Consider the following 13806-nt stretch of genomic DNA (forward strand, 5'->3'; position numbering starts at 1 on the left):
CTCGTTATGTAATAATGTGCATTGCGAATACACCTCTCCGGGAGCGTCGAGTCATGTCCGATCCTATCACCCGCCCGCGTCTGGTCGCTGTCCTGATCACCTGCCTTGCAATGATTCCGGGACTGGCGGGCGCGGCGGAGATCCACGTCGCGGTGGCCTCGAACTTCACCCACGCGATGCAGGACATCGTCGCGCGTTATGAAAAAACGTCGGATAACGAGGTCACCCTGGCGTTCGGGTCCACCGGCAAGCATTACTCCCAGATCGTGAACGGTGCGCCCTTCGATGCGTTCTTCGCCGCCGACGTCAAACGGCCCCGCAAGCTTGAATCCGGTGGCCACATCGTAAAGGGGAGCCGCTTCACCTATGCCCAGGGCCGGATTGTGTTCTGGAGCAAGGACACGGACGCCTTCGATGGCGGCCGTGAGGCCCTGAAAGGGGACGGGATCCAGCGGCTGGCGATCGCCAATCCGCGCCTCGCGCCCTACGGGCTCGCCGCGCGGCAGACCCTCGAGGCGCTCGGCGAGTGGCAGCGGCTGCAGCCGAAGGTGGTCATGGGGGAGAACATTGCCCAGACGTATCACTTCGTGGCCAGCGGCAACGCCCCGGTCGGTTTCGTGGCCCTGTCCCAGGTGATCGGGCCGGACGGCGGGGTCAGCGGCAGCCACTGGGTGGTGCCGGAATCGCTGTACGAGCCGATACGCCAGCAGGCCGTTATCCTGAAGGACGGGCTCGCGGTGCGCGATTTCATCGACTTTGTCCACGGCCCCGAGGCCGGGGCGATCATCGAGCGTTACGGCTACCGCCGTCCCGCGGCGGAGTGACCCGGACGGCGCAGGCAGGGAGCGGGCAGGGGTGCTGAATCCCGGGGACCTGAACGCACTGGTGCTGACGCTGCAGCTGGCGGCCACCACGGTGGTCATCCTGCTGGTGCTGGGGACGCCGCTGGCCTGGTGGCTGGCGCACAGCCGGTCGCGGTGGCGTACCCTGGTCGAGGCCACGGTAGCGCTGCCGCTGGTGCTTCCGCCCACGGTTCTGGGCTTCTACCTCCTGCTCCTGCTCGGCCCGAACGGGCCCGTCGGCGGCGCACTCGTGGCCATGGGCGGCGCGCCGCTGGCGTTCACCTTCGCGGGCCTGGTCTTCGGCTCGGTGGTCTACTCGCTGCCGTTCGTGGTCCAGCCCCTGCAGAACAGCTTCGCTGCCGTCGGCCACGGGCCGCTGGAGGCCGCCGCTACCCTGGGGGCCGGCCGGCGGGACCGGTTCTTCACGGTGGCCGTGCCGCTGGCCGCCCGCGGCTTCATCTCCGCTGTTACCCTGGGATTCGCCCATACCGTCGGCGAGTTCGGGGTCGTGCTCATGATCGGCGGCAACATACCGGGGCGGACCCAGGTGGTGTCCATCGCCATCTACGATCATGTCGAGGCGCTGGACTACGGTCATGCGCACGTCCTCTCGGGAATGCTGCTGGTGCTCGCCTTCCTGCTGCTGTGCGCGGTCTACTGGGGCAACCGGCGGTTCCGGGGGATGGGCACATGAGCCTCGCGCTGTCCGTCACCCTGGAGCGCCCGGGGTTCCGGCTCACCGTGGACGAAACGCTGCCCGCCGACGGCGTCACCGCCGTGTTCGGTCCCTCCGGCTGCGGCAAGACCACGCTGCTGCGCTGCATAGCCGGGCTGGAGCGGCCCCACGGGCGGATTGTGCTGAACGGGCACGTGGTGCACCACGACGCCGACGGTACCTGGGTCCCGGTGGAGGCACGGCGAGTGGGGCTGGTTTTCCAGGACGCGCGGCTGTTCGCCCACCTCAGCGTCGCCGGCAACCTGCGCTATGCCGCGCGGCGCAGCGGCGCCACCGCGGCGGAGCGCGACGAGCTGATCGAGCTGCTCGGCATCGGTGCGTTGCTCCGCCGGGCCCCGACCGAGCTGTCCGGCGGCGAGCGCCAGCGCGTCGCGATTGCACGGACCCTGCTGGCCCGGCCGCGGGTGCTGCTCCTCGACGAGCCGCTCTCCGCCGTCGACGAGGGGCATCGCCGGGAGATCCTGCCGTGGCTGGAACGGGCGGTGGCCGAACTCCGGCTGCCGACGCTGCTGGTCACCCACAACCTCGACGAGGTCGTGCGCCTCGCCGGACACCTCCTGCTCATGGAGGGTGGCCGTGTCACCGCCGGCGGTGGGCTTACCGAGATGCTGGCGCGGCCGGACCTGCCGCTGGCCCGGCGGGAGGACGCCGGTGCGGTGCTGGAGGCACGGGGCGTCGGCTACGATGCCCGCCACCACATGAGCGAGCTGCGCTGCGGCAGTACGCCGGTGTGGCTGGCCGGTGAGTACGTCCCGGAGGGGCAGGCGGTGCGGGTGCGCATTCACGCCAGCGACGTCACCCTGGCACTGGAGCCCCCGGGGGCGACCAGTGCGCTGAACCGTTTCCAGGGTGTCGTGGAGACCGTGACGGCGGAGCCGGCGGAAGGACGCTGCCTGGTGGCCGTGGCCACGGACGGCGGACGGCTGCTGGCGTCGTTGTCCAGCCTTTCCCGGGAGCGTCTGGGCATTGAGCCCGGCCGCCGGGTCTGGGCTATGGCGAAGACGGTGGCACTGGTCTGAGCGCCGGCTCAGATACCGAGGATCACGCTCGAGGCCTTGAACAGGGCCGTGGCCGCCACGCCCGGTGCCAGGCCGAGGCGCTCGACGCTGTCCCGGGTGATGGTGGCGGCGATGGTCTGCCCGCCCAGGATCTCGATGACCACCTCTGCGTTGACCGTGCCCGGCACCACCCGTGCGACTCGGCCGGAGAGGCGGTTGCGTGCGCTTACCGCCGCGACGTCGGTGGCGATCATCACCGTGGAGGCCTTGATTAGTGCGTGGACGCCGTCGCCTTCGCGGATGCCCAGCTCGCGCAGGCTCTCCGCGGTTATCACTGAGGCGATCTCCTGGGTGCCGTCGGCCAGGGTGAGGCAGACCTCCACCTCTACGGCGTCCGAGCGGATGTGCGTCACACGGCCGAAGATCTGGTTGCGGGCACTGGTGCGCAGGGCGAGCCGCCGGGTCAACGCCAGTGCCTCCGCGTCTGTCTCCGCCGTCCCGGCGGCCTCACCCAGTCGCGCCTGCTCCTCGGCAAGCCGGCGCCACGCCGTCAGCAGCTGCTGCCCTGCCGGCGTGAGTCGGGTGCCGCCGCCCCGGCGCCCGCCGGTGCGGCGCTCCAGCAACGGTACTGTCGACAGGTTGGCGATACGCTCGATGCGGTTCCAGGCCGAGCGGTAGCCCATGCCCGCCGCCTCCGCCGCGGCGTTGATCGAGCCGTGGGCCTCCAGGGCCTCCAGCAGCCGGAGATCCCGGATCAACCGGTCGTCGCCGCCGTGGGCCGGGGTCATGCCATGTCCTCCCGGGTCAGATCCCTGACCGTGACCCCGCTCAGCGTGTCCTCCAGCGAGGCGTCCCAGGCCTCGGCGGCGCGCTGTGCCGCGGCGGGGATCCGGAGCATGTGCAGGTCCAGGCCGGGGCGTTCGCCGTGGCGGCGAACGGCGGCGAGTACCTCGGCCAGCGTGGTGCGCTCCGGCGGCGTTCCCGGGAGGTAGGCCGTGTGGCCGTGCGGGTCCTCGAGCGGGCACAGCATGCCGGTCGAGACCAGCGCATCCAGTCCCTCGCCGACGGCGTGCATGGGCACGCGCAGCGCCTCAGCGAGGGCCTCCGCGCCCGGCGCCGGCGCGCGTGCATAGAACGCCGTGGCAACCCGGGCCATGATCGCGAGGGCGATCCGTTCACGCAGCCGCGGGCTCAGCGGCGTTGGCTCGCCGTGGAGCAGCATCTGCCTTGGGTACTGGTAGTAGTAGGCGATGCTCGCGCCCATGAGCAGGATCAACCAGCTCAGGTAGAGCCAGATCATGAAGATCACGAGTGCGGCAAACGCCGAGTAGATTGCGGTATAGCGGGTCGAGCCGGCGACGAAGGAGGCGAACAGCCAGCCGGTGCTCTGCCAGAGCACGCCGGCGACCAGCGCGCCCACCAGCGCCGCGGTCGGGCGGACCCGGGTGTTGGGCACGAACAGGTAGATGAAGGCGAACGCGGCGATGATGAGCAGATAGGGGAGCAGGGCCGCCACCGCGTCCAGCACTACACCGAAGGGCTGAATGGCGGCCAGGCGCTGGACCCAGTCGGCGCTGAAGAACGAGGCGGTGATGCCCAGCGCGGAGAACACCAGCACGGGGCCGACGAGCAGCACGCTGAGGTAGTCGCTGAAGCGCTGGGTGAACGGCCGCGGTCGCTGGACCCGCCAGGCGGCGTTGAAGGCCTGCTCGATCTTCTGCATCAGCGCGACCACGGTGTAGAGCAGCAGTGCCATACCCACGGCGCCGAGCACACCGACGCGGATGTTCTCCACGAAGGTGACGATCTGCTCGGTGATCTCCGCCCCGCGCGGACCCAGCGGGGTGAGGAAGCGTGCCAGCGCGGGCTCGATCTGGTTGTGCACGCCGAACGCCTTGAGCACCGAGAAGCTCACCGCGAGCAGCGGCACCAGCGACAGCAGGGTGGTGTAGACCAGGCTCATCGCGCGCAGCGTCAGCTGGCCGCGGGCGACGTCCTCGGCGACCGCGATCATCAGGCGCAACAGGAAGACCCCCTGACGCTGCGGTGCGGGAAACTCTCGCAGGTCGCGCTCGCGCAGCACCGTCTGCAGACGGTGGTAGAGCTCGGCGTTAATCACGTTACGGTCCCGTCGCCAACCTGGGTGCATTCTGACACAGTACACTGGCGGCCTGTGGGACCGGGCCGGATTCGGGCGGGGACGTGGGGCAGCGAGCCGATCCGGATGGGCGAGCGGGTCGTATGTGGCGAAAATGCGCGTTCACGACGGCCACACTGCCGCCCCGGTTCAGGAATACCGGCCCGCCACCGGGCTCACCGCCGCGTCAGGGACGTGCATGCGCGGGAGACGGCGCCCCCGTCGTTGTGCCGCCGGCCGGCGATGGCGGCCACGTGGCGTGCAGCGGGGGGAGACCCGGGATGCCGATGCCCGGCGCCCCTGAGGGCGCGTGGCATGTGGCCGATCGAACGATACACTGACACGCTCTCAGCCCCCGGCGGGCGGAGGTGACGGAATTCGGGGGATAAGGGGTGTCGATGACGCGGAGCAATGCCTTCAATGCGGGCCTGGTGGCCATGGCGCCGATCAGCGCGAGCGCGCTGCCGTTCGGCGTGATGGCGGGTATTGCGGCGCGCGAGGCCGGGCTCGACGTGGCCGCCAGCATGGGCATGTCGCTGGTGATCTTCGCCGGTGCCTCCCAGCTCGCCGCCGCACAGCTTATCGGCGACGGCGCCTGGGCCGGCGTGGTGGTGCTCACTGCGCTGATCATCAACCTGCGCTTTGCCATGTACAGCGCTTCGCTGGCACCGCATTTCGCGCACCTGCCCACGCGCTGGAAGGCGCCCCTCGCCTATCTGCTCACGGACCAGGCCTACGCGGTGTGTATCACGCGCTTCATCCGTCATCCCGAGATGGAGAACCGGCACTGGTTCTACCTGGGCGCGGCGCTGCCGCTGTGGGTGGTCTGGCTCACTGCCACGGCGGCGGGCATCCTTATCGGCGCAGCGGTGCCGCCGGCTTGGCAGCTTGGCTTCGCCGTGCCGCTGATCTTCCTGGCGCTGATGGTGCCGACCGTCCATGACCGGCCCATGGCCGTCGCCGCCGTGGCCGGCGGCGGGATCGCGCTGCTTGCCCATGGCATGCCCTTCAATCTCGGCATGGTTACCGGGGCGCTGGCCGGCATCATCGCCGGTGTTGTCGCCGAGCGCGCCCAGGGGGCGGCATGAGCGATACCACCATCTGGCTGGTCATCCTCGCCTGTGGCGCCGGCACCTTCGCCCTCAGGCTGTCGTTCATCCAGGCGGTGGGGCATCGGGGTATGCCGGGATGGCTGCGCCGGCCGCTGCGTTATGTGCCTGCGGCGGTGCTCTCCGCGCTCGTCGTGCCCGGTATCCTGCTCGGCGGCGAATCGCCCTTCGAGCCCGCCCGGGTGGCCGCGGGACTGGTGGCGGCGCTGGTTGCGTGGCGTACCCGCAACACGCTGTGGGTGCTCGGCTCGGGCATGGTCGTGCTCTGGCTCGTCTCGGCGGTGTTGCCGTAGGTCCCCGCCGGTGGTACCGTCGGGACAAGGTTCAAGAGGTAAGCACGTTGATCGCAGCCATCGCCCGTCTCGGTTTTTACTGGTTTATGCCCGGGTTCAATGATCCGGGACGGCGGTGCATTATCTGACGATTCAGCCCAGACAGCCTCCACGCCGAAAACGCCCCCGGATCCCAGGATCCGGGGGCGTTTTCGTTTGGGGGCCCGAACGATGGAGATACAGGGTCATGCAGGGCGGCGAGGAACAACGAATGCGCGAGGAGCTGCTCCTCACCGGGCGGGATCGCACCGATCCCGCCCAGGGTGAGGACACGCTCCAGGGACTGATCGCACGGTTGCACGAGGGGGTCGCCGCGGCGCACGGCTGTCCGCGGCAGCTCCTGAGGCTCTCGCCCTGGCATATCGGCGGCTTTGGCGAGCATCGGCGAGGCCTGCCCCGGGCCGACCTCCTCGGGGGGCTCGATGAGCTGTTGCGCACCCAGGCGCTGGATCCGCCGGCGGACCGGCTGCTCGTCACCCCCGGGCCGGTGGTGCCGACGCGGGGTGCCGATGCGGGCCGCCGTCGGCATCAGCTCCTGATGGTCCGTCTCAGCGCCGACAGCGGTAGCCACGACCTGGCCGGGCTCGTGCGGGCATGCGTGTCTGCGACCGGGCTGGTCGGTCGTTACCGCCTTCTGCCCGCGGCGGGGCCGCTGGACGGGGGCATGGCCATAGAGGCCCGGGACCCCGAGGGCTGGATACCGGTCGGGTACTGCGGGCGCGCGACGTCCGCGCAGATCGAGGCCGGTGGCCTGGCGCCGGACGGCCATGCCGCCGTGGTGCTGAGCTTCGGGCTGGAGGCGCTGGAGTTGGTCCTGGCGGGCGATCGGCCGGCCGACGAGGCGGTGCGTGTGGCGGCCTGCTCCTGACGGCCCGCTCACAAGGCCCGCTCGCTCCACGGGATGCCGCGCCGGCGAAACGTCTGCCGGTCCGGCGTGTGACCGGTGCCGTGGCCTGCCGTGTGGCCGGGGGAGTGAAACCGGGGCAACGGGGGCGGCGCAAAAAAAGCCGACCCGGGGGTCGGCCAAGGAGGAGGAGAGACAGTGTCCCGGAAACGGGGTTCCGGGCGGGACGGAGCCCTGGGCTGTGGCTCCGTCCGGTGGAAGCCCCTAGCGGGCCGCCGGCGTGTGGAAGAGGCCGGCGATCTCGTGGGCGTGGTGACGCGTGTGGCTGCCGATCGCGTGGGCGAAGCGCCGAAGCGAACGGGCGATCGCCTCGTTACGCATCCGGCGGCTGCGGCGCAGCACCGGCTCGATCTCGAGCAGCCCGACACGTCCCTCGTGAACAATGGGCTCATTGCTGTTCATTGCTGGTCTCCTGCGTGGCAGGCCACGCGCTTGCAAGTGAATTCTGTCTGTATTCTCTCTGGTTCCGGGCATCCGTTGGACCGTCGCCGAGGCCAATCACCTGTTCCGTCGTTGCACGAATCGGCCGTGTTTTTGACGAAACCCCTGTGTCTGTACCGTGCCGCTGCTATAGTCGCCGGGAAGCTCCCGGCCGGACCCCGCGGTCTCATGTAACCGCCGATCCGGTGAGGCGCCATCCAACGTTTGTTGCATGGCACAATAGCGCATCCGCTGTCGGCCGCAATCCGGCCGAATGGCAAAAACTTTGTGACCCGGAATCACTAATCGGGGGAACACCCATGGACAAGGCGGCCGAAATGATGATCTTCGCGCGGGCCGTGGAGGAGGGCAGCTTCTCGGCGGCGGCCCGGGATCTGGATCTGACGCCTTCGGCGGTCAGCAAGCAGATACGCCGCCTCGAGGACCGCCTGGGGGCACGGCTGTTCAACCGCACCACCCGGCGCATCAGCCTCACCGAGGCCGGCCAGGCGTACTATGAGCGTTGTGCCCGGATCATCCAGGAGATCGAGGAGGCGGAGGACGCCATAACCGCCCTCAACGAGAACCCCCGGGGGCGGTTGCGGGTGGCGGCCACGGTCTCCTTCGGGCGCATGGAGATCCTGCCGCGGATCAACCAGTACCTGGAGCGCTATCCGGACATCAACATGGAGTTCGAGCTCACCGACCACCACGTGGACCTGGTGGAGGAGGGCATCGACGTGGCGATCCAGTGGCGCGAACAGATGGAGGATCCCTCGCTCATCGCGCGCAAGCTCTGCGTCAACCGCCGCATCATCTGTGCCGCCCCGTCCTACCTGGAACGCCACGGCGTGCCCCGCACCCCGGAGGAGCTCCTCGAGCACAACTGCCTGACGCTCTCGGAGATGGAGCTGTTCAACGACTGGGAATTCGAGGACGCCGAACGCGGGCGCCGGGTGCTCCACGTCTCCGGCAACTTCCGCGCCAACAACGTCGACGCCCTCTACCAGGCGGCGCTGTCCGGCGCCGGGCTGGCGCGCATGTCCTCGTGGCTGGTGGTGCCGGATATCCGCGCCGGGCGCCTGGTGCCCGTGCTGCCCGAGTACCCCCACGAGAGCTCGGCGTTCTACGTGCTCTATCCCCACCGCCGCCATCTCTCACGCAAGGTACGGACCTTCGTGGACTTCCTCGTGGAGGTGTTCACGCCGGTGCCGCCGTGGGAGCGTGAGGGGCTGGAGTTCGACGCCAGCGAGTGGCGTGGCCGTGCCGAGGCGGTGGCGGCCGAGGAGAGGAGGGAGAGCTGATGGCGGATACCGGTATCCACACGATGATGCACGACGGCGTGTGCATCATCACGCTGATGCGCGCCGACAAGCGCAACGCGCTCACGCAGCCGATGTACGCCGCGCTCACCGACGCGGTCACCGCGGCGGGCGAGGACCCGGCGGTGTCCGTGATCCGACTGCGCGGCGACGGCGCCGACTTCACCGCCGGCAACGATCTCAACGACCTGCAGGTGCTGGCGCAGGCCGGTGAGGCGGTGGAGACGCAGCCCGTGTTCCGCTTCCTGCATGCGGTGGTGGATTGCCCGAGGCCGCTGGTTGCCGAGGTCCGCGGCAATGCCGTTGGCCTGGGGACGACGCTGCTGTTGCACTGTGACGCGGTGATCGCCGCCACCGATGCCACCTTTGCCATGCCTTTCGTCCAACTCGGTCTGGTGCCGGAGTTCGGGAGCACCCTGCTGCTGCCCGAGCTGGTCGGGCCGCAGCGGGCTGCGCGGCTGCTTATCCTCGGCGAACGCTTCGACGCGCGGGAGGGGGAGCGCCTCGGTCTGGTCTCCCAGGTGTGCGAGCCGCCGGCACTGGAGGCGGTCGCCGGGGCGTGGTGTCGTCGCATCGCGACAGCGCCCGCCGGCGCTGTCGCGGCCACGCGCAGCCTGTTGCGAGGCCCGCAGTGGCGGGCCCGGCTGCACGAGGCGGTCGATCGCGAGGCGGCAGTTTTCGCCGAACGGCTCAATTCGGTTGAGCACCGGCAGGCGGTGGCCGCATTCTTCGGGGCAGAGGGTGACGGATAATCATGAAATGCCGGATCGGCTGCGGCGCCTGCTGCATCGCGCCGTCCATCTCCTCGCCGTTGCCCGGAATGCCTGAGGGCAAACCGGCGGGCGTACGCTGCGTGCACCTGAGCGCGGATAACCGCTGCGGGCTGTTCGCCAGCCCCGAGCGGCCCGACGTGTGCGAACGGTTCTCGGCGACGCCCGAGCTGTGCGGCGACAATCGCGGACAGGCGCTGGCGCGCCTTGCCCGCCTGGAGAGCGAGACGGGGTGAACGCACGGGCAGCCGTTCCGGCAGAGACGCTGGAAGGAGTGCCCATGCGCCGACGGAACCGCCTGCCACTGATCCCCCTTGTCGCCGTTGTGCTCGCCGCTGCGGGTCACATCACGGTTGCCTCCGCTCAGGACGGGGACGATGTCCGCGTGTTCGAGCGGGTGACCGAGCGGGCGCGCGCGCTCGCGGGCGAGGATTACCAGGCGCCGGATACGGCGCTGCCGGAGTCGCTGGCGTCGATGGACTACGACGCCTACCGCAAGATCCGTTTCCGCCCGGACCGTGCGATCTGGAAGGGGGAACGCCTCTTCGAGGTCCAGCTATTCCATCCCGGCTTTCTCTACAACGAGCCGGTAACCATCCATCTGGTGGAGAACGGTCAGGTCCGTACGCTGCCCTTCGACCCGGGCCTGTTCCGCTACGACGGCGGAGAGATCTTCGAGGGCGAGCCCCCGCAGGGACTCGGTTATGCGGGTTTCCGCCTGCATTTCCCGCTCAACCGGCCGGACTACGCGGACGAGGTGATCGCCTTCCAGGGCGCCTCCTATTTCCGCTTCCTCGGCCGGGGTGAAGGCTACGGCATGTCCGCGCGGGGACTGGCCATCGACACGGCCCTGCCCAGCGGCGAGGAGTTCCCCCGTTTCAAGGCGTTCTGGCTGGTGCGCCCGCAGGAGGGCGCCACCACGGTCACCGTCTTTGCCCTGCTGGACAGCCCGTCGCTGGCCGGGGCGTACCGGTTCCGCATACATCCCGGGGAGTCCACACGTGTCGAGGTGACCGCCCGGCTGTTTGCCCGGGACGACGTCCAGCGCCTGGGCATCGCGCCGCTGACGAGCATGTTCTTCTACGGCGAGAACAGCGTGCGCCGCCACGATGACTACCGCCCCGAGGTCCACGACAGTGACGGCCTGGCCATGCACACCGCCGGGGGCGAGTGGATCTGGCGGCCGCTGACCAACCCGCGGGCGCTGCGCGAGAGCGCGCTGATGGACACCAATCCCCGTGGCTTCGGGCTGCTTCAGCGAGACCGCGACTTCGAGCACTACCTGGACGCCGAGGCGGACTATCACCGCCGGCCGGGTATGTGGGTCGAGCCCCGCGGCGAGGGCTGGGGCGAGGGTGCCGTGCACCTTGTCGAGCTGCCCTCCGACGAGGAGGTCAACGACAACATCGTCGCCTTCTGGAGCCCGAAGGATCCCTTCGAGGCGGGGGAGTCACTGACCCTGAGCTACGAGCTGCGCAGCCTCGAAGGTGCACCCCCCGGGCATGACCTGGCCCGCGCTGTTCGTACCCGCATCGGCCACGCGGCCATTCCCGGTACCAAGGACAAGCCGCCGAAGAGCCTGCGCCAGTTCATCGTCGATTTCGCCGGCGGTGAGCTCGACGGCCTGGCCGGCTCGCAGCCGGTAACCGCGGAGCTCAGCCAGTCCACGGGGGTCACCCAGGACGTCACCGTCCACCGTCTGCCCGACGGCCACTGGCGTGCGAGCTTCCGGCTCGCGCCGGACGGTGAGAAGCCCTCCGACCTGAGGCTGTTCCTGCAACTGCGCGGCGAACGCGTCAGCGAGACGTGGAACTATGTCTGGGATCCCGATGCACTCCCCTGAAGCATCGACATCGCCGGTGACGGATCGGGTGCACTGCCCCGGGGCCGGCCTGCGCCGTGCCGTATTCGCGCTGCTGGTGCTCTCCAGCGCGGCGGGCGGGGTGTTCCTGATGTTCAGCATCCTGCGGGCCAACGACACCACCATCCTGGAGTGGGGCATCCTGGCGCTGTTCACGGTCACGTTCACCTGGATCGTGGCCGCCTTCTGGAGCGCCGTGGCGGGCTTCGTGCTGTCGCTGGCAAGGCGCCATCCACTGACGCTCGCGGCCAGCCCGGTACCGGATTCGGGGCCCACCGGCCGCGTTGCGGTGGTGATGCCGGTCTACAACGAGGATCCGGGCCGGGTCCTGGCCGGGCTGGAAGCCACCTGGCACTCTCTGGTGGCGACCGGGGCGGGGGAGCGCTTTGACTTCCACCTGCTCAGCGACACCCGCGACGAGGCCATCGCGGAGGCCGAGGCCGCCGGCTGCGCCGAGCTGGCGGAGCGCCTCGACGCCGATGGCCGGCTGTTCTACCGGCGCCGGGACGACAACGCGGGACGCAAGGCGGGCAACATCGCCGATTTCTGCCGGCGCTGGGGCGGGCGATACGACTTCATGGTGGTGCTCGATGCCGACAGCGTGATGAGCGGCGATGCGCTGCTGGCGCTGGCGCGGACCATGTGGCGCCACCCCTCGGCGGGCATCATCCAGACGGTGCCGATCCCGGTGCGTCAGCGCACGCCGTTCGGGCGTTTCCTGCAGTTCGCCGCCCGGCTGTACAGCCCCATGCTGGCGACGGGGCTGAGCTTCTGGCAGATGGATGCGGCCAACTACTGGGGCCACAACGCGATCATCCGCGTGCGCGCCTTCAGCGACTGCTGCGGCCTCCCGGCACTGCCCGGGCGGCCGCCCCTGGGCGGGGATATCCTCAGCCACGACTTCGTGGAGGCCGCGCTGATGCGGCGTGGCGGCTGGCACGTCTACCTCCTGCCCGAGATCGAGGGCAGCTACGAGGAGGTGCCGAGCAACCTGCTCGACTTTGCCAAGCGTGACCGCCGCTGGGCCCAGGGCAACCTCCAGCACCTGCGGCTGCTCGCCGCGTACGGGCTGCATCCGCTCAGCCGGGTCCACTTCCTCATGGGGGCGACGGCCTATATCTCGTCGCTGCTGTGGCTGTTCATGCTCGCGCTGAGCACGGTGGACGCCCTCACCCGGGCACTCAATCAGGGCGAGTTCTTCCGGCGCGGCTACCAGCTCTTTCCGGACTGGCCGGTGGCCAAGACCACGGAGATCGCCTCGCTGCTCATGATCACCGTAGCCCTGCTGCTCCTGCCCAAGGTGCTGGGCGTGCTGCGGGCGCTCCTCCGCGCCGACGAGCGCCGGGCCTTCGGCGGTGGCTGGCGCCTGGCGTGGAACGCGCTGACGGAGACGGTGTTCTCCGTGCTCATCGCGCCGGTGATGATGGTCTTCCATGCCGGCTTCGTGCTCGCCGTGCTCAGCGGCAGCCGCACCGGCTGGGACCCCCAGGTCCGTGACGGCCGTGCCGTGGCCTGGCGCGAGGCGGCGCGGCGCACCGCCCTGGCCACCATCGGCGGTCTGCTGTGGGGCGGCGTGACGGCGTGGCTGGCACTCGGCTTTTTCTGGTGGCTGACACCCATCGTGGCGGGGCTGGTGCTGGCCGCCCCGATCGTGGTGTGCTCCAGCCGCCTCGACTGGGGCGAATGGATGGTCCGCAGCGGGACCTGGGCAGCGCCGGAGGAGCGCCGCCCGCCGGCGGTACTGGGGCTGCTGGACACGACGCTCGCGGCGGAGGGCCGCGGTGCGGCGCGGCGGTTGCCGGCACTGCCGCCGGAACGGCCGCTGGCCATGCCGGTACAGTCCCTGGAGCGGGGCGCCCACTGGCGCCGGACGCGGGTGCGGCTCAGTTGAGCCGGATCACGCCGGTGTTCAGGTAGACGGCGAAGCTCACCCACGCGAGGTAGGGTGCGAGCAGCCAGGCGGCGGGCCGCGAGACCCGGTGGAAGCGGGCGATGCACAGCGCGATCAGCAGCCAGAGGACGGCGAGATCGAGCAGTGCGGTGACCGGGCGGTGCCAGCCGAAGAAGATCACCGACCACAGTCCGTTGGCCCCGAGCTGGGCGATAAAGGGCAGCAGCACGGTCAGGCCGTCGGGCAGCATGACCCGGCGGCTCACCAGCCAGGCGGAGACCGCCATCATTACGTAGAGTACCGTCCACGCCACCGGGAACAGCCAGTCCGGCGGCGTGAGCGGTGGCTTGGCGAGGCCCGCGTACCACTCGCCCGGTGGTGTCAGGATGCCGCTGGCGGCGGCGAGCGCCACCACCGCGAGCCAGGCGAGCAGCAGCGCGGCGTCCCTGCCGCGCCCCGCGGTAGCCGGCCGTTCCGGCACGGG

General features: G+C 70.0%; 15 protein-coding genes. 11 read left to right on the top strand and 4 right to left on the bottom strand.

The features are described from left to right. Positions 1 to 53 precede the first annotated feature (53 nt). Genes modA through modC form a run of 3 tightly spaced genes read left to right on the top strand, consistent with a single transcriptional unit; the run spans position 54 to position 2597 of the window. Positions 54 to 824 (top strand): molybdate ABC transporter substrate-binding protein, encoded by a 771-nt coding sequence (gene modA, locus ACEZHJ_RS11865; RefSeq protein WP_375036525.1) that lies wholly within the window; start codon positions 54 to 56, stop codon positions 822 to 824. Between the two features lie 34 nt (positions 825 to 858). Continuing rightward, complete coding sequence (gene modB, locus ACEZHJ_RS11870; RefSeq protein ID WP_259201747.1) at positions 859 to 1536, top strand: molybdate ABC transporter permease subunit; 678 nt, start codon at positions 859 to 861, stop codon at positions 1534 to 1536. Beyond that, positions 1533 to 2597, top strand: coding sequence for a molybdenum ABC transporter ATP-binding protein (gene modC / locus ACEZHJ_RS11875; protein ID WP_163143249.1), 1065 nt, complete (start codon positions 1533 to 1535; stop codon positions 2595 to 2597). Before modB ends, modC begins: the two co-directional genes overlap by 4 nt. An 8-nt stretch (positions 2598 to 2605) precedes the next feature. Here modC and ACEZHJ_RS11880 read toward each other — a convergent pair whose 3' ends face one another. Together ACEZHJ_RS11880 and ACEZHJ_RS11885 are read right to left on the bottom strand one after the other, a co-directional pair. Then, a complete protein-coding gene (locus ACEZHJ_RS11880; RefSeq protein WP_375036526.1) occupies positions 2606 to 3364 on the bottom strand; it encodes a TOBE domain-containing protein in 759 nt (252 codons plus the stop codon). After that, a complete protein-coding gene (locus ACEZHJ_RS11885; RefSeq protein WP_259201738.1) occupies positions 3361 to 4695 on the bottom strand; it encodes a YihY/virulence factor BrkB family protein in 1335 nt (444 codons plus the stop codon). Before ACEZHJ_RS11885 ends, ACEZHJ_RS11880 begins: the two co-directional genes overlap by 4 nt. A gap of 416 nt (positions 4696 to 5111) precedes the next feature. Here ACEZHJ_RS11885 and ACEZHJ_RS11890 point away from each other — a divergent pair, with 416 nt between their 5' ends. From ACEZHJ_RS11890 to ACEZHJ_RS11900, 3 genes are all read left to right on the top strand, one after another. After that, complete coding sequence (locus ACEZHJ_RS11890; protein ID WP_163143041.1) at positions 5112 to 5801, top strand: AzlC family ABC transporter permease; 690 nt, start codon at positions 5112 to 5114, stop codon at positions 5799 to 5801. Next, complete coding sequence (locus tag ACEZHJ_RS11895) at positions 5798 to 6115, top strand: AzlD domain-containing protein (protein ID WP_018718856.1); 318 nt, start codon at positions 5798 to 5800, stop codon at positions 6113 to 6115. Before ACEZHJ_RS11890 ends, ACEZHJ_RS11895 begins: the two co-directional genes overlap by 4 nt. Positions 6116 to 6341: 226 nt before the next feature. Beyond that, positions 6342 to 7022, top strand: a complete 681-nt coding sequence (locus ACEZHJ_RS11900; protein ID WP_156831240.1) for a hypothetical protein — start codon at positions 6342 to 6344, stop codon at positions 7020 to 7022. Positions 7023 to 7262: 240 nt separating this feature from the next. Here the strand turns inward: ACEZHJ_RS11900 and ACEZHJ_RS11905 are convergent, their stop codons facing one another. Further along, positions 7263 to 7460 (bottom strand): hypothetical protein, encoded by a 198-nt coding sequence (locus tag ACEZHJ_RS11905; protein WP_018718854.1) that lies wholly within the window; start codon positions 7458 to 7460, stop codon positions 7263 to 7265. Between the two features lie 338 nt (positions 7461 to 7798). Here ACEZHJ_RS11905 and ACEZHJ_RS11910 point away from each other — a divergent pair, with 338 nt between their 5' ends. From ACEZHJ_RS11910 to mdoH, 5 genes are read left to right on the top strand one after another with little or no spacing between them, the layout of a single operon-like run. After that, the gene (locus ACEZHJ_RS11910; protein ID WP_018718853.1) at positions 7799 to 8782 is read left to right on the top strand and encodes a LysR family transcriptional regulator; all 984 of its coding nucleotides are present in this window, start codon (positions 7799 to 7801) and stop codon (positions 8780 to 8782) included. Next, positions 8782 to 9552, top strand: coding sequence for an enoyl-CoA hydratase-related protein (locus ACEZHJ_RS11915; RefSeq protein ID WP_259201737.1), 771 nt, complete (start codon positions 8782 to 8784; stop codon positions 9550 to 9552). Before ACEZHJ_RS11910 ends, ACEZHJ_RS11915 begins: the two co-directional genes overlap by 1 nt. Positions 9553 to 9554: 2 nt before the next feature. After that, a complete protein-coding gene (locus ACEZHJ_RS11920) occupies positions 9555 to 9806 on the top strand; it encodes a YkgJ family cysteine cluster protein (protein WP_018718851.1) in 252 nt (83 codons plus the stop codon). Between the two features lie 44 nt (positions 9807 to 9850). After that, positions 9851 to 11413 (top strand): glucan biosynthesis protein, encoded by a 1563-nt coding sequence (locus tag ACEZHJ_RS11925; RefSeq protein WP_375036527.1) that lies wholly within the window; start codon positions 9851 to 9853, stop codon positions 11411 to 11413. A gap of 16 nt (positions 11414 to 11429) precedes the next feature. Next, on the top strand, positions 11430 to 13322 hold the full coding sequence (gene mdoH / locus ACEZHJ_RS11930) for a glucans biosynthesis glucosyltransferase MdoH (protein WP_240466306.1): 1893 nt from the start codon (positions 11430 to 11432) through the stop codon (positions 13320 to 13322). Here mdoH and ACEZHJ_RS11935 read toward each other — a convergent pair. Next, positions 13315 to 13803 carry a TspO/MBR family protein gene (locus tag ACEZHJ_RS11935; protein ID WP_018718848.1) on the bottom strand — a complete coding sequence of 163 codons (489 nt, stop codon included), beginning with the start codon at positions 13801 to 13803 and terminating at the stop codon, positions 13315 to 13317. The two genes, mdoH and ACEZHJ_RS11935, sit on opposite strands and share 8 nt — an antisense overlap. Between the last annotated feature and the right edge of the window lie 3 nt (positions 13804 to 13806).

It is taken from the genome of Arhodomonas sp. KWT2 (assembly GCF_041949875.1).
GTDB lineage: Bacteria > Pseudomonadota > Gammaproteobacteria > Nitrococcales > Nitrococcaceae > Arhodomonas > Arhodomonas aquaeolei.

Excerpts from the sequence above, each read along its gene's own strand:
- ACEZHJ_RS11900 (WP_156831240.1), top strand. The coding sequence starts at position 6,342 with ATGCAGGGCGGCGAGGAACAACGAATGCGCGAGGAGCTGCTCCTCACC.
- modC (WP_163143249.1), top strand. The coding sequence starts at position 1,533 with ATGAGCCTCGCGCTGTCCGTCACCCTGGAGCGCCCGGGGTTCCGGCTC.
- ACEZHJ_RS11880 (WP_375036526.1), bottom strand. The coding sequence starts at position 3,364 with ATGACCCCGGCCCACGGCGGCGACGACCGGTTGATCCGGGATCTCCGG.
- ACEZHJ_RS11905 (WP_018718854.1), bottom strand. The coding sequence starts at position 7,460 with ATGAACAGCAATGAGCCCATTGTTCACGAGGGACGTGTCGGGCTGCTC.
- ACEZHJ_RS11920 (WP_018718851.1), top strand. The coding sequence starts at position 9,555 with ATGAAATGCCGGATCGGCTGCGGCGCCTGCTGCATCGCGCCGTCCATC.
- ACEZHJ_RS11925 (WP_375036527.1), top strand. The coding sequence starts at position 9,851 with ATGCGCCGACGGAACCGCCTGCCACTGATCCCCCTTGTCGCCGTTGTG.
- ACEZHJ_RS11895 (WP_018718856.1), top strand. The coding sequence starts at position 5,798 with ATGAGCGATACCACCATCTGGCTGGTCATCCTCGCCTGTGGCGCCGGC.
- ACEZHJ_RS11915 (WP_259201737.1), top strand. The coding sequence starts at position 8,782 with ATGGCGGATACCGGTATCCACACGATGATGCACGACGGCGTGTGCATC.
- ACEZHJ_RS11890 (WP_163143041.1), top strand. The coding sequence starts at position 5,112 with ATGACGCGGAGCAATGCCTTCAATGCGGGCCTGGTGGCCATGGCGCCG.
- modA (WP_375036525.1), top strand. The coding sequence starts at position 54 with ATGTCCGATCCTATCACCCGCCCGCGTCTGGTCGCTGTCCTGATCACC.
- ACEZHJ_RS11910 (WP_018718853.1), top strand. The coding sequence starts at position 7,799 with ATGGACAAGGCGGCCGAAATGATGATCTTCGCGCGGGCCGTGGAGGAG.